Genomic DNA, 16,546 nt, shown 5'->3' with positions numbered 1-16,546 from the left:
GTGATGCCCATGAGCGAATCCCGGCATGCGAGCCTGCTGGAAGAAGTGGCCGCGTACTACAGCGCGCGGCTGGCGGAGCACGGCGCGACCGCGCGCGGCGTCGACTGGAACGGCGAAACCGGCCAGTTCCTGCGCTTCGAACAACTGACGAAGATCCTGCCCGCGTCCGGCGGCCACTCGGTGAACGACATCGGCTGCGGCTACGGCGCGCTGGTCGATTTCCTGAAGGCGCGCGCGCTGCCCGACGGTTTCGCGTATGCAGGCTACGACATCTCGTCCGACATGGTCGACGCCGCGCGGCAGCGCTACCGCGACGACGCGAACGTCGCGTTTCATGTCGGCGCGGTGCCGCAGGTCGCGTCGGACTACGGGATCGCCTCCGGCATCTTCAACGTCAGGCGCGGTCACGACGACGACGCGTGGCTCGACTACATCCACGCGACGCTCGACACGCTGCACGCGACGAGCCGACTGGGCTTCTCGTTCAACTGCCTGACGTCGTATTCCGATCCGCCGTTCATGCGCCCGGACCTCCTGTACTACGCGGACCCGTGCGCGCTGTTCGATCGCTGCAAGCGCCGCTATTCGCGCCACGTCGCGCTGCTGCACGACTACGGCCTGTACGAATTCACGATTCTCGTCCGCAAGGACACCTGAGTGGCGCCGCGCGCGAGCCGCGCGGCCGGACGTCCCACCCCTTGACGCGGAGCCTGACCATGTTCGGCCCACCCAACCTCGACTGCATTCCGTTCGGCCGCCCGTTCGTGGTCGGCAAGGAGCTCTACTACATCGCGAAAGCGGTCGAGCAGGGCGGCCTCGCCGGCGACCAGGCGTTCACGAAGCTCTGCCACCGCTGGCTGGAAGCACGCATCGGCTGCCAGCGCGCGCTGCTCACGCACTCGTGCACGGCCGCGCTCGAGATGGCCGCGCTCCTCGCCGACGTGCAGCCCGGCGACGAAGTGATCATGCCGTCCTACACGTTCGTGTCGACCGCCAACGCGTTCGTGCTGCGCGGCGCGACGCCGGTGTTCGTCGACATCCGCCGCGACACGCTGAACCTTGACGAGACGCAGATCGCCGCCGCGATCACCAAGCGCACGCGCGCGATCGTGCCGGTGCACTACGCGGGCGTCGCCTGCGACATGGACGTGATCGGGCAGCTCGCGGCGGACCACGACCTGTGGGTGATCGAGGACGCCGCCCAGGCACTGCAGTCGACGTGGAACGGCAAGCCGCTCGGCAGCCTCGGCCACCTCGCGTGCCTCAGCTTCCACGAGACCAAGAACGTGATCTCGGGCGAAGGCGGCGCGCTGCTGGTCAACGACCCGCGCCTCGTCGAGCGCGCGGAGATCATCCGCGAGAAGGGCACCAACCGCAGCCAGTTCTTCCGCGGGCAGGTGGACAAGTACACCTGGGTCGACGTCGGCTCGTCGTTCCTGCCGGGCGAGCTGATCGCGGCGTTCCTGTACGCGCAGTTCGAGCACGCGGACGTGATCACCGCGCAGCGGCGCGCGACCGTGCAGCGCTACCAGGACGCGCTGCAGCCGCTGCACGCGGACGGGCTGATCGAGCTGCCCGCGATTTCGCTCGCCGAGCGCGGCAACGGCCACATGTTCTATTTCCTCGCACGCGACCTCGCCGAACGCACCGCGCTGCTGCAGCAGATCCGCGCGGTGGGCGTGAACGCGGTGTTCCACTACGTGCCGCTGCACAGTTCGCCGGCCGGCCAGCGCTACGGGCGCTGCGGCTCCGGCATGGCGGTGACGGACCTCGTCGCCGACCGGCTCGTCCGGCTGCCGCTGTACCACGACATGACCGAAGCCGAACAGGATCGCATCCTCGACGTGGTCTTCGATTTCTACCGCACCCGATAACGATGACGACTCCCACACCTGGCATGGCGCACGGCGGTTCGCGCATCTTTACGCGACTCGACCACCCGTACTACATCCTCGCGCCGAATTTCCGGCAAACCTCCGGCGGGATCCGCGCGATGCACTACCTGTGCCACGTGCTGAACCTGCTCGGCCACGAAGCGTACGTCTGCACGGCGGTCGTGCATCCCGAGCTGCGCACGCCGCCGCTGACCAACGACATCGCGCAGGCGCACGCCCGCGCGAATCGCAGCCCGATCGTCGTCTACCCGGACGTCGTCACCGGCAATCCGTTCAACGCGCGCTGCGTCGTGCGCTACCTGCTGGCCGAGCCCGGCCGCATCAACGGCGAACCGATCAGCCTGCAGCCGAACGACCTCATCTTCACGTTCGGGCCGTCGCTGGTGCCCGAGGAATGGCAGGCGGACCTGCTGCGCATACCGCTGGTCGACACGCGCATCTTCAACAGCGACGGGGTCGACGACGCCCGCCGCAACGGCACGGCCGTCTTCATCAATCGCCACCTGCGGCGCGGCGGCACGCTGCACCCGGTCACCGCCGAGTCGATCGAAATCTCGACCCGCGTGCCGGAACGTTCGGCGCACGAACTCGCGGCGCTGTTCCGGCAGGTCGAGTGCGTGTACATGTACGAATGGTCCACCGCCGTGTTCGAAGCGCTGCTGTGCGGCTGCCCGGTCGTGTGCATCATGAATGACGCGTCGCTGTCGGAGCCGACCCGGTGGGTGATGGACGGCAAGGGCATCGCGTGGGGGCTCGACGAACACGAGATCGCCCACGCGAAGGCCACCGTTCACGAAGCGCGCGGCGTCTACCTGAAGGAAGAGGAGACGTTCTGGCAGCAGTTGCAGCACTTCGTCGAGCGGACCCAGGCCCACGCGGACACGCTGGATGCGCAGGCCGTCGCGACGGGCGCCGCCGCCCACGGACAGCCCGCGTCCGCGCCGCGCTCGTGCATCGCGGTCGTCACCGCCGAACCGGCCGACCACGCGCGCACCAGCCTGCGCTTCGCGCAGCCGTTCGCGCGGCTGGACCGCGAATGGGCGCTGACGTTCCCGGTCACGCCAGCCGGCATCGATCCCGACGCGCTGCAGCGCGCGGACCTGATCGTGCTGCAGGGCGACACGCCGGGCCTGCTGTCCGCCGCCACGCTGGAACACCTGTTCTCGCTCGGCAAGCCGGTCGTCCTCGACATCGACGTGCCGCTCGATACGCTGCTCGCCGACCTCCCCGGCGCGGCCGACAACGCGCGCCGCAAGGCGGGCATCCGCAGCGCCGTGCAGCGCGCGCATGCGATCGTCGTGCCGTCGGAAACGCTGGTGCGGGAGTACCGTCATGTCAACGCCTCGGTGCACGCGCTGCCGACCGGCGTCGATCTCGAGCGTCTGCACCGCGCGGCGCCCGGCGTGCGCGACCACGTGAACCTCGCGGTTTCCGGCACCGGGCTCGACGGCGTGCGTCTCGAGCAGGTCCGCCAGGCGCTGGCCGAGCTCCGCCGCCGGTTTCCGGGGAAGCTCCGGGTGTCGTTCGTCGGCGCGGCGCTGCCGGCCGGCTGGGATCGCGAACCGGACGTCACGCCGATCGCGGAGCCTGCCCCTTACGACCGCTACGCCGACGCGCTGAAGCGCGCGGACCTCGACATCGCGCTGGTCGCGGCGCCCGTCACGTTGCGCGACGATGCGCCGCCGCGCGCATGGCTCGAATGCTCGGCGGCCGGCGCGGCCACGGTGCTCGTCGCCACGCCGGCGCAAGGCGGCCCGGTTGTCCACGGCAGCACGGCCTGGCTCGTCGCCGACACCGCCGACGCGTGGGTCGACGCGATCGCGCACCTGATCGAGCATCCGCACACCCGCGCGCAGCTCGCCGCGGCCGCGCAGGATGCGATCCGCGCGCAGCACGACATCGGCCGCAACGCCGCGCGCCACGGTGCGCTGTACGCGCGGCTGCTGGCGGAGAACCGGACGCTGGCGCCCGTCGCCGCGACTGCGGACGCCGCACCGCGCGGCAAGCGCCTGGTCGTGTATTCGATCGATCCGGACGCATGCGCGTCGTCGCGAATTCGCCTCACGCTGCCGTTCGGTCTGCTGAACGATGAATGGGAACTCGTCCCGGGCTTCCGGGACGGCCAGCTCGACAGCAGCGTGCTGGCCACGGCCGACGCCATCCTGCTGCACCGGCTGGCGCCCGGCATGCTGACGGGCAACGACCTGTATACGATCTTCAAGCATGAAAAGCCGGTGATCTACGAGACCGACGACCTGCTGACCGACCTGCCGGCCGCGCATCCGCTCGCCGCGCAAGGCGGGATGGCCCGCGCGGGGATCGAGCTCGTGCTGCGCAACGCGGACGCCGTGATCGTATCCACGCCGTTCATCGCCAGCCGCTACCGGCTGTCGCATCCGCGCGTTCACGTGCTGCCCGACAGCGTGGACTTCGACCGGTTCTACCGCCCCGTGACGGCGCGCGGCGACGACTGCGTGACGATCGGCATCGCCGGCGCGTCGCTGCGCGCCGACAACTTCGCGCTCGTCGACGCGGCGCTGCAGGCGATCTGCGCGCGCCATCCCGGCAAGGTCCGGGTGAGTTTCGTCGGCGCGGACGTCCCGCCGGGCTGGGCCGGCCACCCGGCCGCCGGGTGCGAGCCCGAGCTTCACGACTACGACGCGCACGCGCAACGCCTGCCGGAACGGCGCTGGGACATCGCGCTGCTGCCGCTCGCCGACCACGACTACAACGCCGGCACGAGCACGATCCAGTGGCAGGAATACGCGGCGGCCGGCATCGCGTCGATCGTCAGCGACCGGCCCGCCTATCGCTTCGCGCTGCACGACGGCTGCGACGGCCTGCTGGTTCCGGATGCGCCGCAGGCCTGGGTCGACGCGCTCGAGCGGCTGATCGCGAACCCGGCGCTGCGCCGCGGGCTCGCGCGCACGGCGCAGGCGAAGGTCCGCAAGCATCACGCGCTGCAGCAGGCGCTGCCGCGCTATCGCCACGTGTATCAGCAGTGCATCGACAAAGGCGCGATCGGCAACCCGCCCGGCCACCCCGATGCGCCGATCCCCGGCGCGCTGATCCTGGACGCCGAGGGCGACCTCGACCAGGTCCGGCTGAGCCTGCAGGACATCGCACGGCGGCCGGAGCAGGATCTGCTGGCGGTCGTGGTGACCACGTCGCAGGCGCCGCTGCCCGAATGGACCGACAAGGTGCGCTACCTGCACGCGCCCGCGCACGAGTACACGGCCACCGTCGAGCAACTCTGCGCACTGCCGGCGTTCGACTGGACGCTGATCGTCGAGGCGGGCGACGGGCGTGCCGCGCAGGCACGCACGCACGCCGATGCCGCGCTCGCGTAAGTCTGTGCGCGTCGTGCCGCCTGCCTGACGCTGGCGGCGCGGCGCGCTATCCCGGCAGCGCGCGCTGTGCTCAGGTGCTCGAACAGCCGCCGCAACTGCTCGAGCTGCATGAGCTCGACGAACTGCACGAACTCGAACTGCTGCTGTCTCCGGCGCCCGAGTCGAACGAACCGCTCGACCCGCCGGTTTGCACGGCAACGGGCGGCGGCGCCATCAGCACGTTCGAATGCGCGGCCCACACGGTGCCGGCGAGCGCGCCGGCGCCGAACAGCGCGGCCGTCCACAAGAGCCCGTCCGGCGTCGCGCGGTCGCCCCGGCGTTGCTCGCGGTGCGCGTCGAGCGCCGCCTCGCCGCCGCGCGTCATGCCGCCGCGCCCGACGCCGGGCAGGCGTTCGACCATGAAGTGGTACGCGACCATGAACGCCGCCATGACCATCATCAGCAGCAGCACGGGCCGGCCACGGCTCAGGCCGACCGCGAGCTTCGCCGCGCCCGCGCCGAACACGAGCAGCAGGATCGCGCGCGCGGCCATCCGCGTCGCCCGCATCTCGCCCGGCGCCCAGAGCCAGCCTTTGCGCTGCAACGCCGCGGCGCAGTCGGCTTCGCGCCACGCGAGACGCTGACGAAACGCGTGGCAGCTCGTCTCGCCGCCGGGTTGCCGCCGCAGCCATTCCCAGTCGGCGCCATACACGCCTGCGTGTCGCGGATCGTCGATCCGCACCCGCGCGTCGTGACCCTTGCTCATCCGCAGCTCGATCGCACCGGCATGCGCGAGCGACAGCATCACGACCTGCGCCATCCGCGCACCGCCGCCCGCGAGATACGCCGCTTCCTCCGCGCTCAGGTCAGGCGACGATTCGGGGGCGCGCGTTCCCCACACCCGGTGGCGGTATTCGATCCACTGCAGGCCGGCGATCAGCAGCAGCGCGGCGGTGCAGAGCGGCACGTAGAACAACCCGAGAAAGTCCGGCCCCGAGAAGTCCAGCACATTGAAATCGCTCGCGCTCGCGCAGGTCGCCGCGACGCTGATCGCCGCCGTCGGCCACGCGAACTTCGCGATGCGCCGCCAACGTCGCGGGCGCGCGGCGGGCGCGCTCGACGGGCCGTCGCGCCGTTCCGCGCGCTGCACCGGGGCGTCGGCGGGCACGGCCTCGGCGACGGGGCGCGGCCAGATCGCTTCGGGCGGCTCGCAGCCGAACAGCCTGCGATAGCTGTCGAGCGTGTCGCGATAGCGCTGCACGTACACGGCGGCTTCGTCCGGCGCGCCCGTGCCGGGCATGTGATGCAGCCGCGCGCGCAGCACGCCGGCGCAGAAGACGTCCCAGTATTCGAGCGTGTACTGCAGGTGGAAATGCCACGCGGCATCGACCGCGACCGACGGCGTGACCGGATGGCCGGCCGCCTGCGCGAGGAACGCGAAGCGCTTGTATTCGTCGATCACGGCCAGCGCATGCGCATGCGACCAGCCTTCGGCTTCGGCAAGGCGCCGGCTGTACGGCAGGGGCGCGGTCGGATCGTCGGGGGAATAGGCGTGCAGACGCGCGAGCAATGCCTGCTGCGCATCGGTCAGCGCGCGGGCATCGACTGCGGTCGGGGTAGACAGGATGGCAGCCATCGGGAGTCGGCGCGATGCGCGGACGGCCGCCGCGATCGTCGCTTGGAGTGGTCGTTGCAGGGGATTCTCGCATGACGGTGCGGCGGCAGGCGCACGCCGTGCATCGGCAACCCCTGCCTTCGGAGTTTTACCTACGTTCCCCCCGCCCTTGCCCGGCAAGGGCTCGACACGCGTCGCACAGCGCAAAACCAAGGCTGCACAAGGTCAATCAAGGCCGCCCCGGCTCACGCCAGCTGCAATCCGGCTGCACGGCTCGCGCCGCATCCGCCCGTGACGTGCCCGTCGAGCGCCCATCAAGCCCCCCACGGAAAGCGTAAGGCCCGATGCACGTCGCGACACGCGCCGCGCTGCGTCTCCGCACAGGCGACGCATGCGTGTCGTTGAACGCCGCCCGGCGAAGCTCGACCATGGGAACCCTCTCCACTGCCTCACTGCCCGGGACCTCGCCATGGCAAGCAGCACGACATCGACAAGCCTCCACCCCGCGCCGGCCGGCGACTGCGACGCGCTCCCGCATCGGGAGCGCCGGCCATGATCGTACGCACCTTGCAGGGCGACACCGTCGACGCGCTGTGCTGGCGCCACTATGGCCGCACGGACGGCACCGTCGAAACGGTGCTCGAAGCCAACACCGGGCTCGCCGGCCTCGGCGTCGTGCTGCCGGCCGGCACGCCCGTCCATTTGCCGCCGCTCGACACCGCCACGCGCGCCCGGCCGTTGCTGCAACTGTTTGACTGACCCTGGAATCGCCCGCATGGCCGAACCGAACCTCACCACCGCCGCGATGCTGTCCGCCGCGATCGGCGTCGCCGGGCTCGCGCCCGGCATCGACGGCAACGCGCTGATCGGCGCGTTCACGGGCGCCGCGCTCGTGGTCGTCACGTCGAAGGAAATCGGCGTCGCACGGCGCGCCGCGTACTTGCTGATCTCGCTCGTGATGGGCTATCTCGCCGCACCGGAAATCGTCGGCGCCACGCCGATCCATTCGACGGGCGTCGCCGCGTTCTTCGCGGCCGCGCTCGTCATCGCCGTCACGCTGCAACTCATCGAACGGGTCAAGACGCTGGACCTGCTCGCGCTGTTCCGCAAGGGGGGATGACATGCCGCTCCCGCTCGTGCTGATCGCGCTCTGCGCCCACGTCGCCGTGCTCGTGCGCGTGCTCACCTACCGGCGCAACGGCGCGCGGCACCGGCATCGCGCGTCCTGGTTCGCCTGGATCGTCGTGGCGGTCGCCGGCGGCGCATCGATCGAATTGCTGCTGCATGCCGGCTCCGTCGGCTTCTTCGAAACGGCGACCGCCGTCCTGCTGGCGATGTCCGTCTGCGGCACGCGCGGCAACGTCGCCCGCCTGCTCAGGAGTGAATGAATCATGAAGACCCGCCGCCTCGGCGACCACGGCGACGACGTCGGCCTGCTGCAACGCCGGCTGATCCGCGCCGGCTATCCGGTGCAGGTCACGCACCTCTACGACGCGGCGACCGAAGCCGCCGTGATCGCGCTGCAACGAAACACCGGCCTCGTCGACGACGGTATCGCCGGCCCGAAGACCTGCGCCGCGCTGGCCACCGGCCGGCGCGATCCGACCCACCTCGCGCTCGCCGATCTCGAACGCGCCGCACGCACGCTCGACGTGCCGCTCGCGTGCATTCGCGCGGTCAACGAAGTCGAGTCGCGCGGCGCCGGGTTCCTGCCCGACGGCCGGCCCGTGATCCTGTTCGAACGCCACGTGTTCTGGAAGCGGCTGCAGGCACGCGGCATCGATCCCGCACCGTTCGCGGCGCGCCAGCCGGACATCGTGTCGCGCACGCGCGGCGGCTATCGCGGCGGCGCCGCGGAATACACGCGCCTCGCGACGGCCGAGTCGATCGATGCCGGCGCCGCGTGGGAATCCGCGAGCTGGGGCGCGTTCCAGGTGATGGGCTATCACTGGGCGCGTCTCGGCTATCCCGGCATCGACGAATTCGTCGCGTGCATGGAAAGCGGCGAAGCCCGGCATCTCGACGCCTTCGTCCGTTACATCGCGGCCGACGACGCGCTGCGCCGCACGCTCCGCGACCGCCAGTGGGCCGCATTCGCACGCGCGTACAACGGCCCCGACTACGCGGCGAACCTCTACGACGTGAAGCTCGCGCGCGCCTATGACCGCTATGCGTCGCAACCGGCCGCGTCGACGCCGGGCGGATCCGCATCGACCGGCGCCCCGTCCGCCGCATGAACGGGCTCGCCGCGAAATTCGCCGCCTGCGTCGCCGCGCTTGCCGCGTGCGCCGTCGCGGCGCTGGTCGTGCATGCGCTGCGCGCCGACCTGGGCGCCACGCGGCAGCAACTCGTCGAGGCACGACAGGCGCTCGCCGGGCGCGACGACGTCATCGCGCGCATGCGGCAGGACACCGCCGAGCGCGCCCGACAGCAGGCCCGGCTCGACCGCTCGCAGGCCGCGATCGCGTCGAAGCTCGACGCCACCCGACTTGAAAACCGGAGATTGACCGATGAAAACGCCGCGCTTCGCGCCTGGGCTGGTACTCGTCTGCCTGACGACGTTGTCCGCATGCAAGCCAATCCCGCTCTCACCGGCGCCGACGCTTACGTCGAATACGTGCCAGGCGGTGAACCCCTGCACGCTGCCGATGCTCGCGCCCGGCACCAACGGTGAGCTCGATGCCGCGCTCACGCTCGCGAAGGCGGCCTGGGCAACCTGCGCGGCGCAAGTCGACATGATCGCGGCATGCCAGGCCGGCACGCCCGCAACCCGCCACGGAGCGCATCCGCATGATTAAGCCAGACAGCCTGCGGCGGGCGCTCGTCGCCGCCATCCCGTCACTCGGAACCGAACCGGGCGCGCTGACCGTGCTCGTCGAGCAAGGATCGATTGCGACCACCGGCACGCTGACGCCGTCGTTCGAATACCGGTACACGGCCCACGTGCTCGCGACGAATTTCTCCGGCGATACGGATCCGGTGTTCGTCGCGGTCGTCGAATGGGTCCGCAAGAACCAGCCGGATCTCGTGACGAATCCCGCCGCACGCACGAGCGGCATCACCTTCGAGGTCGGCGTTCGCGACCCGGCGGCAATTGACCTGTCGATCCGGCTGGCGCTGACGGAAAGCGTCAACGTCGCAACTGGGCCGGACGGCCGGCACGTGATCACCCACGTCGACGACACGCTGGTCGATCCGGCCAACACGCTCACCTGGGTCGCGCTGCCGCAGATCAGGTAAGCCCAGCGGGCGGCAGCTCGTCTTCCTGCACGCAGCATCGATGCCGCGTGCTATCGAACGACCGCCGTGCACCGTGCGTGCACAGTGTTCTGCAGCGTTCATTCACCAGGTAAGCCCGGCGGGCGGCCGCCCGTCTTCCTGCATGTGGCATCGCCGCCGCGCGCTATCGAACGAACACCGTGCGTGCGCAGTGTTCCGCCGCGTTCACTGCCGCAACGGCTGCGCGTCGCTACCGGACATCTCGTCTCGCCCTCTTCGTTTCGCGCGCCGTGGCGAACTTGCATGTCGCGATCGCAACGCCGATCGCCTGCTCGTGCATCGCCCTCGAATCGACCGGCATCGGCGACGCGCGCCGCGTCGACGTCGTCGCCCGTGGCAACACCTCCATGCGCGCCCCATCCTCGTGTCCCGCCGCACAACACCCCTCTGCATCTCGTCGCCACGCAACCCGTCGCACCTCCGCCCAGCCGCCGCTGCGCCGTCGATCCGCTCACGCATTCCAGCCCCGCAACCCCATCGCCAGGGCGCACGACGCCATCCTCACGCCAACCGGTGATGCGATTCTCGACGCGCGCGTTCGTGCCGGCATCCGGTGCGCGCTGTCCTCGTCGCGACGACACAGGCCATCGCTCGCGCCGTGGCTGCCCGACCGTCACCATGGCTGCATGGACGCAAATGAAATTCAACGGCAGGCACGCAACGCGGTGCGCAAGGGAACGATCCTCGCGGTCGACCATGCGGCCGCGTTGTGCCGCGTCTCGGTCGGCGACGCCGACTCCGACGGCAGCGGCCTGCAGACCAACTGGATTCCGTGGGTCGCCGGCACCGCCGGCGGCACGCGCGACTGGCTGCCGCCGACGCCGGGCGAACAGGTCGTGCTGCTCTGCCCGATGGGCGATCCGGCGCAGGGCGTCGCGCTGCGCGGCGTGTATTCGAATGCCGCGCCGGCCCCTGCCTCGAGCCCGGACACCCACGCGCGCGTCTACCCCGACGGCGCGAGCATCACGTACGACCACGCCGCGCATGCGCTCACGGCCGAGCTGCCCGCCGGCGCGACCGTGCGCATCGTCGCGCCGGGCTCGGTCGTCGTGCAGACCCGCGACGCCACGGTGAAGGCCGAGCGCATCACGTTCGACGCGCCACAGACGACCTGCACCGGCGCGATGACGGTCAAGGGCCCGTTCGCATTCGAATCGGGCATGACCGGCACCGGCGGCGCCGGCGGCGGCGCCACGATGCAGATCGACGGCGCGGCCACCTTCACCCGCGAAGTGACATCCCAGGGCATCAGCCTCCCGCATCACACGCATCGCGAACAAGGCGATGGACAACTCGTGAGCGCACCGCAATGAAAGGCATGAACGCGAACACCGGCCGCTCGATCTCGGGCCTGGACCACTTCTACCAGTCGATCGGCAGGATCGTGACGACGCCGCTCGCGTCGTGCGTGAAACGCCGCACGTTCGGCTCCGAGCTGCCCGACCTGATCGACGCACCCGGCAACGGCACCGTGCGCACCCGGCTGTACGCGGCCGTCGCGACGGCGCTCATGCGCTGGGAGCCGCGCCTGACGCTCACGCGCGTCGTGCTCGCCGCCGACGACGCGAATGCGGCCGCCGGGTCGGTCTATCTCGACATCGAAGGCTGGACCGGCGAGAACGGCACGATCGTGTCGACCCGCGTGCCGATGACGAACGGGAGCCCCGCATGAGCGTGACGCCGATCGACCTCTCGCAGCTGCCGTCACCCGACGTCGTCGAAACGATCGACTACGAAACCCTGCTTGCCGCGCGCAAGGCCCGCTTCGTGTCGCTCTACCCGGCCGACGAGCAGGCCGAAATCGCCGCGACGCTCGCGCTCGAATCGGAGCCGGTCGTGAAGCTGCTCCAGGAGAACGCGTACCGCGAGATCGTGCTGCGGCAGCGCGTGAACGACGCCGCGCGTGCCGTGATGCTCGCCTACGCGGTCGGCACGGACCTCGATCATCTCGCCGCGCTGTTCGGCATCCGGCGCCTGACGATCACGCCCGCCGATCCGGAACACGACGTCGCGGCGGTCATGGAAAGTGATACCGACCTGCGCGCCCGCACGCAGCTCGCGCCGCAGAGCCTGTCCGTCGCCGGCCCCGAAGGCGCGTACGTTTCGCACGCACGCAACGCGGACGGCCGCGTGCTCGATGCGTCGGCCGTCAGCCCGGCCCCGTGCGAAGTCCTCGTCTCGGTGCTGGCGCGCGATGGCGACGGCACGGCGGATCCGGCGCTGATCGCCGCGGTGGCGGCCGCGCTGCAGGCCGACGACGTGCGGCCGCTGACCGACAAGGTCACGGTGCGCGGCGCGGAAATCCTGCGCTACCAGGTGCGCGCGCGGCTCGTGTTCTTTGCCGGCCCGGATCGTGCGGTGGCGCTCGCGGAAGCCAACCGCGCGATGAAGAAATACACCGAATCCATGCACCGCCTCGGGATGGAGGTCACGCTCGACGGGATCTACGCGGCCGCCCGCGCGGCCGGCGTGCAGAAGGTGATCCTCGAAAGCCCGTCCGCCGGCCTGCCGGCGACGAAGCAGCAGGCGCCGTATTGCACCGGAATCGAGCTGATCGACGGCGGGGTGTACAGCAATGAATGACGTCCTCCCGCCGAACGCGACGCGGCTCGAACGCCGGCTCGCCGCGACGAACGCGCGCATCGACGACGTGCCGACGCCGCTCGCGACGCTGATGAATCCGGACGCGATCCGGTCCGACCTGCTGCCGTGGCTCGCATGGCACCTCGGCGTCGATGCGTGGAAGGACTACTGGCCCGAGTACGTGAAGCGCGCCCGGGTCGGCCAGGCGATTCCGATCGCGCGCCGCAAGGGCACCGCCGCCGCGGTGCGCGAAGTCGTCGCGGCCTTCGGCGGAAACATCGTCCTGCGTGAATGGTTCGAGCAGCGCCCGCCGGGCCAACCCGGCACGTTCGACCTCGTGATGACGGTCAGCGGCCAGGAAGGCCAGCCGCCGACCGCCGAATACGTCGCCGACATCCTCGCGGAAATCGACCGGACCAAGCCGGTACGGGCGCACTACACGTTCACGCAGGGCTTCGAGATGCGGGGCCGACAACCGGTCGGCGCCGCCGCGCGCGTGGCGGCCTATCGCCGCCTGAACCTCACCGACTACTGATCGCACATGGCAACCCAGATCATCATCACCGACGCCGGCCGTGCCGCGCTCGTCGCCGCCGGCAACGGCGGCACGAATGCCCACCAGGTCGTGGAAATCGGCCTGGCGAACGCGCCGTTCGTCGCCGACAAGGGGCTCACGAAGCTGCCGAACGAGCTGAAGCGGATCCAGTCCTTCGGCGGCGCCAACGTCGCGCCGGACACGATTCATACGACGCTCAAGGACGACACCGCGGACCAGTACTCGCTGTACGGGTTCGGCCTCTATCTCGAGAACGGCGTGCTGCTGGCCAGCTACGGCCAGGCGACGCCGATCATGGAGAAGTCGCCGGCCGCGATGCTGCTGCTGTCGTCCGACCTGCAGTTCGCGACGATCGACGCGACGCAACTCGTGTTCGGCGACGCGTCGTTCCTCAATCCGCCGGCGACCACCGAGCGGCAAGGCGTGGTCGAGCTGGCGACCCAGGCGGAAGTCAACGCCGGTGCGGACGATACGCGTGCAGTGACGCCGAAAACCGCGGCGTCGCGTTACGCGGCGTTGACCGGGGCGAAGTTCACCGGGCCGGTCGTCACTGAGTTCGATGCGGGGCCGGATACGGCGCATGTCACGGTGCGTCCGCCGACCGGCAAGAACGGGCGGGAAAGCCGCGTGCGCCTGCATGGCACGTTCGGCGGCAACATCGCCGATACCGGGACGCGCTTGATCGCGACGGTGCGGGCAGGCTTCGACAATGGCGCGTGGGGGCGCGAGTACGTCGATCTGTGGGTCAACAAGACCGGCAACGACGCAGAGACCGACGCGAACCAGGCACGCGCCGTGCGGGTCGCATACGGCGGCCGCGTGCTCGTGGGCGACGTCACGAATGACGACGGGAACTCGCGGCTGCAGGTCGACGGCAACTCTCGCACGTATGGCATGAGCATTTCGGGGGGGGCAAACACCGTCAAGGCCTGGGTTGCTGCCGACGAGGTGAATGGCTACTTCCGCACGGCGGGCAACGCAACCATCGGTTCGGATAACGCCAACGGCTCCTGCGACATCGTCGCGGGCAATGCGGCTCGCGTTCGCGTAATGCCGTCTGGTCGCATGTTGGTTGGGACGTCTGTTGACGACGGCCGCAACGTAATCCAGGCCGCCGGAAGCGCCACGTTCAAGGGCTCGGTGACTTCGCGCGACATGGACGCTAACGGTGCGCATTTCCGAATGGTCTACGGCGACTACGGCGCCTTTTTGCGTAACGACGGTACAAACGTTTACTTGTTGTCGACCAAGAAAGGCGATCTGGACGGCCAGTGGAATGATTTCCGCCCGTTCGCCTGGTCGCTCGCCGACGGAACGGTCCGGATCAATGGCAGCGGGGAAATGACCTACATCGGCGGCGAACTTTCCGTCGGGATGGGCAATGCCGAAGCGCATATCAGGCTCGGCTCCGCTGCCGGATATATCTACGGCAACGCCGGATCGGTTGGCTGGTGGGGAGGTAATGCTGGCGCATTCCAGTATTTCTCGGAGGACCGAACTTTCCGGGTAGACAGCAAACCGGTATGGCACACCGGCAACCTCCCCAATCCGATCCAGTCGACCGGCTTCGCGATGTCGGCCGGCGCTCAGATTCTCGCAGCCGAAGGCACGCCATCCGCGCCCGGCATTACGTTCATCAACGACGGCAAACCAGACACGGGCCTATACCACGTCAACGACGGCTCGTTCGGCGTGACGTGCAACTCGATCCCGCAGGTTTCGTTCACGCCGGGTGGCACCGTCTTCCAGACCCCCGTGCAGGGCCCGACACCCGCAACGGGCGATCGTTCGAAGGCGCTCGCCACGACCGAATGGGTGCTGGCCGCCCTCTCGACGGCGACGGTCGGCCAGATCGTATTCGAGCCGCGCACGCTGCCGCGCGCCGGGTTCCTGAAAGCGAACGGCGTGCTCGTCAATCGTGCCGACTACCCCGCCCTTTGGACCTATGCGCAGGCCAGCGGCACGCTCGTCTCGGACGACGAATGGCGCAACGGACGCTGGGGCTGCTTCTCCACTGGCGACGGATCGACGACGTTCCGCCTCCCGGAGCTGCGCGGCGAGTTCATCCGGTGCTGGGACGACGCCCGCAGTATCGACAAAGATCGCACGATCGGCTCATGGCAGGACAGCACGAACCGATTGCACGGCCACGGCGCGAGCGCGAGCGAAGTCGGGGATCACGTGCACTCGGCATGGACCGACGCGCAGGGCTGGCACGGTCACGGCGTCAGCGATCCCGGGCATAGCCACGGCGTCAACGACCCAGGGCACTCGCACGGTACGGACGTGCCCCACGGCGGTGGCGGGGGAAATCAACGCTCAGTAGTTGGCCCCTTTGGTATTGACGGCTTCTACAACACATACGGCTCGGGAACAGGAATTTGGCTGAGCGGCTCCGGAACCGGAATTGGCATCAACGGCGACGGCAACCACGGCCACAACGTCGGTATCGGCGGCGCCGGCCGCCACAGCCACGCCATCACCGTCAACGGTGACGGCGGCAACGAAGCGCGGCCGCGCAACGTCGCGCTACTCGCCATGATCCGCGCCTACTAACCTGGATAACGAAACATGCTGATCCATCATTACAGCCAATCAAACGGCGAATACCTGAGCAGCGGCCAGCCCGACGCCGATCCGCGCAACCCCGAACGCTGGCTCGTGCCGTCATGGGCGACGTTCGACGAGCCGCCGGCGCGCACGCCGACGACGTGGCCGTTCTATCGCGACAACGCGTGGACGCTGTTGCCGGACTTCCGCGGCCGCCTCTGCTATCGCACCGACACGGGCGAACCGGTCGAAATCGCGACTGCCGGCAAGACGCCCGACGAACTCGGCCTCACGACCGAACCGCAACCGTCGCCTCGCCATGCATGGATCAACGGCGCGTGGGCCATTCCGGCCGCGCTGCTCGAACGCGAGAAACGCGACGCCGCGATGGCCGAGTTCGAGCGACGCCTCGAAGCCGCACGCAAGGCCAACGCCGGCAAGGCCGATGCCTACGCCGCGGGTCTGCTCGACGACGAAGGCGTCTATTACTTCAAGGCCTGGTCGGCCTACCAGATGGCACTCGTTTCGGTCGTCCAGTCCGACACGTTCCCTGATGCGGTGACGTGGCCGACTACGCCGGCGCCGTACGTACCGCCTCCGCCTTCGCAGCCGGAACCGCAACCGCAACCGCAACCGGAACCGGAACCGGAACCGGAATCGAAGCCCCAGCCCGACGAACCCAGCGCACCTGCAGCTCCGGTCGCGGACCCCGCGGCCTGATCCGCACGGGATTTCTCCC

Annotated in this window: 17 protein-coding genes; 16 read left to right on the top strand and 1 reads right to left on the bottom strand. The window is 69.7% G+C overall.

What is annotated here, in order from left to right; translation table 11 throughout:
- The first annotated feature begins 9 nt into the window (after nt 1-9).
- The 3 genes from CFB40_RS00890 to CFB40_RS00880 are packed head-to-tail and all read left to right on the top strand — an operon-like array spanning nt 10 to nt 5,245.
- Nucleotides 10-657 (top strand): class I SAM-dependent methyltransferase, encoded by a 648-nt coding sequence (locus CFB40_RS00890; RefSeq protein ID WP_089430486.1) that lies wholly within the window; start codon nt 10-12, stop codon nt 655-657.
- Nucleotides 658-716: 59 nt separating this feature from the next.
- Entirely contained in the window at nt 717-1,874 is a 1,158-nt protein-coding gene (rffA, locus tag CFB40_RS00885) for a dTDP-4-amino-4,6-dideoxygalactose transaminase (protein WP_089424216.1), read from the top strand.
- 2 nt (nt 1,875-1,876) lie between these two features.
- A complete protein-coding gene (locus tag CFB40_RS00880) occupies nt 1,877-5,245 on the top strand; it encodes a glycosyltransferase (RefSeq protein ID WP_089430445.1) in 3,369 nt (1,122 codons plus the stop codon).
- Nucleotides 5,246-5,315: 70 nt separating this feature from the next.
- On the opposite strand, the gene CFB40_RS00875 is transcribed toward CFB40_RS00880, so the two are convergent.
- Nucleotides 5,316-6,860 carry a TIGR04222 domain-containing membrane protein gene (locus CFB40_RS00875; RefSeq protein WP_089430444.1) on the bottom strand — a complete coding sequence of 515 codons (1,545 nt, stop codon included), beginning with the start codon at nt 6,858-6,860 and terminating at the stop codon, nt 5,316-5,318.
- A gap of 531 nt (nt 6,861-7,391) precedes the next feature.
- Here CFB40_RS00875 and CFB40_RS00870 point away from each other — a divergent pair.
- The 13 genes from CFB40_RS00870 (at nt 7,392) to CFB40_RS00810 (ending at nt 16,527) form a co-directional block, all read left to right on the top strand.
- On the top strand, nt 7,392-7,598 hold the full coding sequence (locus CFB40_RS00870; RefSeq protein ID WP_089430443.1) for a tail protein X: 207 nt from the start codon (nt 7,392-7,394) through the stop codon (nt 7,596-7,598).
- A gap of 16 nt (nt 7,599-7,614) precedes the next feature.
- The gene (locus CFB40_RS00865) at nt 7,615-7,959 is read left to right on the top strand and encodes a putative holin (RefSeq protein WP_069246837.1); all 345 of its coding nucleotides are present in this window, start codon (nt 7,615-7,617) and stop codon (nt 7,957-7,959) included.
- A 1-nt stretch (nt 7,960) separates the two neighbouring features.
- Nucleotides 7,961-8,227, top strand: coding sequence for a phage holin family protein (locus CFB40_RS00860; protein ID WP_069246836.1), 267 nt, complete (start codon nt 7,961-7,963; stop codon nt 8,225-8,227).
- Nucleotides 8,228-8,230: 3 nt separating this feature from the next.
- Entirely contained in the window at nt 8,231-9,076 is an 846-nt protein-coding gene (locus CFB40_RS00855) for an N-acetylmuramidase domain-containing protein (RefSeq protein WP_089430442.1), read from the top strand.
- A complete protein-coding gene (locus CFB40_RS38940; protein ID WP_089430441.1) occupies nt 9,073-9,513 on the top strand; it encodes a protein lysB in 441 nt (146 codons plus the stop codon). The genes CFB40_RS00855 and CFB40_RS38940 overlap by 4 nt, the downstream gene beginning before the upstream one ends.
- Complete coding sequence (gene lysC / locus CFB40_RS38875; protein WP_256976503.1) at nt 9,401-9,637, top strand: Rz1-like lysis system protein LysC; 237 nt, start codon at nt 9,401-9,403, stop codon at nt 9,635-9,637. Before CFB40_RS38940 ends, lysC begins: the two co-directional genes overlap by 113 nt.
- Nucleotides 9,630-10,079 carry a phage tail protein gene (locus CFB40_RS00840; RefSeq protein ID WP_089430439.1) on the top strand — a complete coding sequence of 150 codons (450 nt, stop codon included), beginning with the start codon at nt 9,630-9,632 and terminating at the stop codon, nt 10,077-10,079. Before lysC ends, CFB40_RS00840 begins: the two co-directional genes overlap by 8 nt.
- 665 nt (nt 10,080-10,744) lie before the next feature.
- Nucleotides 10,745-11,431 (top strand): phage baseplate assembly protein V, encoded by a 687-nt coding sequence (locus CFB40_RS00835; RefSeq protein ID WP_089424208.1) that lies wholly within the window; start codon nt 10,745-10,747, stop codon nt 11,429-11,431.
- A complete protein-coding gene (locus tag CFB40_RS00830) occupies nt 11,428-11,790 on the top strand; it encodes a GPW/gp25 family protein (RefSeq protein WP_089424207.1) in 363 nt (120 codons plus the stop codon). Before CFB40_RS00835 ends, CFB40_RS00830 begins: the two co-directional genes overlap by 4 nt.
- Nucleotides 11,787-12,701 (top strand): baseplate J/gp47 family protein, encoded by a 915-nt coding sequence (locus CFB40_RS00825; RefSeq protein WP_089424206.1) that lies wholly within the window; start codon nt 11,787-11,789, stop codon nt 12,699-12,701. The genes CFB40_RS00830 and CFB40_RS00825 overlap by 4 nt, the downstream gene beginning before the upstream one ends.
- On the top strand, nt 12,694-13,236 hold the full coding sequence (locus CFB40_RS00820) for a phage tail protein I (RefSeq protein ID WP_089424205.1): 543 nt from the start codon (nt 12,694-12,696) through the stop codon (nt 13,234-13,236). Before CFB40_RS00825 ends, CFB40_RS00820 begins: the two co-directional genes overlap by 8 nt.
- A gap of 6 nt (nt 13,237-13,242) precedes the next feature.
- Entirely contained in the window at nt 13,243-15,813 is a 2,571-nt protein-coding gene (locus tag CFB40_RS00815; RefSeq protein ID WP_089430438.1) for a phage tail protein, read from the top strand.
- A gap of 15 nt (nt 15,814-15,828) precedes the next feature.
- Complete coding sequence (locus CFB40_RS00810; RefSeq protein ID WP_089430437.1) at nt 15,829-16,527, top strand: tail fiber assembly protein; 699 nt, start codon at nt 15,829-15,831, stop codon at nt 16,525-16,527.
- Nucleotides 16,528-16,546: the final 19 nt, after the last annotated feature.

Origin of the sequence: Burkholderia sp. AU31652 (genome assembly GCF_002223155.1) — a bacterium.
GTDB lineage: Bacteria > Pseudomonadota > Gammaproteobacteria > Burkholderiales > Burkholderiaceae > Burkholderia.
Note: the sequence above shows the minus strand (reverse complement) of the source record. Positions and strands in the feature narration are given on the sequence as shown.

Coding starts and splice junctions, on each gene's coding strand:
- CFB40_RS00840 (WP_089430439.1), top strand. CDS start 9,630: ATGATTAAGCCAGACAGCCTGCGGCGGGCGCTCGTCGCCGCCATCCCG.
- CFB40_RS00855 (WP_089430442.1), top strand. CDS start 8,231: ATGAAGACCCGCCGCCTCGGCGACCACGGCGACGACGTCGGCCTGCTG.
- CFB40_RS38940 (WP_089430441.1), top strand. CDS start 9,073: ATGAACGGGCTCGCCGCGAAATTCGCCGCCTGCGTCGCCGCGCTTGCC.
- CFB40_RS00890 (WP_089430486.1), top strand. CDS start 10: ATGAGCGAATCCCGGCATGCGAGCCTGCTGGAAGAAGTGGCCGCGTAC.
- CFB40_RS00825 (WP_089424206.1), top strand. CDS start 11,787: ATGAGCGTGACGCCGATCGACCTCTCGCAGCTGCCGTCACCCGACGTC.
- CFB40_RS00870 (WP_089430443.1), top strand. CDS start 7,392: ATGATCGTACGCACCTTGCAGGGCGACACCGTCGACGCGCTGTGCTGG.
- CFB40_RS00820 (WP_089424205.1), top strand. CDS start 12,694: ATGAATGACGTCCTCCCGCCGAACGCGACGCGGCTCGAACGCCGGCTC.
- CFB40_RS00810 (WP_089430437.1), top strand. CDS start 15,829: ATGCTGATCCATCATTACAGCCAATCAAACGGCGAATACCTGAGCAGC.
- CFB40_RS00815 (WP_089430438.1), top strand. CDS start 13,243: ATGGCAACCCAGATCATCATCACCGACGCCGGCCGTGCCGCGCTCGTC.
- rffA (WP_089424216.1), top strand. CDS start 717: ATGTTCGGCCCACCCAACCTCGACTGCATTCCGTTCGGCCGCCCGTTC.
- CFB40_RS00880 (WP_089430445.1), top strand. CDS start 1,877: ATGACGACTCCCACACCTGGCATGGCGCACGGCGGTTCGCGCATCTTT.
- CFB40_RS00860 (WP_069246836.1), top strand. CDS start 7,961: ATGCCGCTCCCGCTCGTGCTGATCGCGCTCTGCGCCCACGTCGCCGTG.
- CFB40_RS00875 (WP_089430444.1), bottom strand. CDS start 6,860: ATGGCTGCCATCCTGTCTACCCCGACCGCAGTCGATGCCCGCGCGCTG.
- CFB40_RS00830 (WP_089424207.1), top strand. CDS start 11,428: ATGAAAGGCATGAACGCGAACACCGGCCGCTCGATCTCGGGCCTGGAC.
- CFB40_RS00865 (WP_069246837.1), top strand. CDS start 7,615: ATGGCCGAACCGAACCTCACCACCGCCGCGATGCTGTCCGCCGCGATC.
- CFB40_RS00835 (WP_089424208.1), top strand. CDS start 10,745: ATGGACGCAAATGAAATTCAACGGCAGGCACGCAACGCGGTGCGCAAG.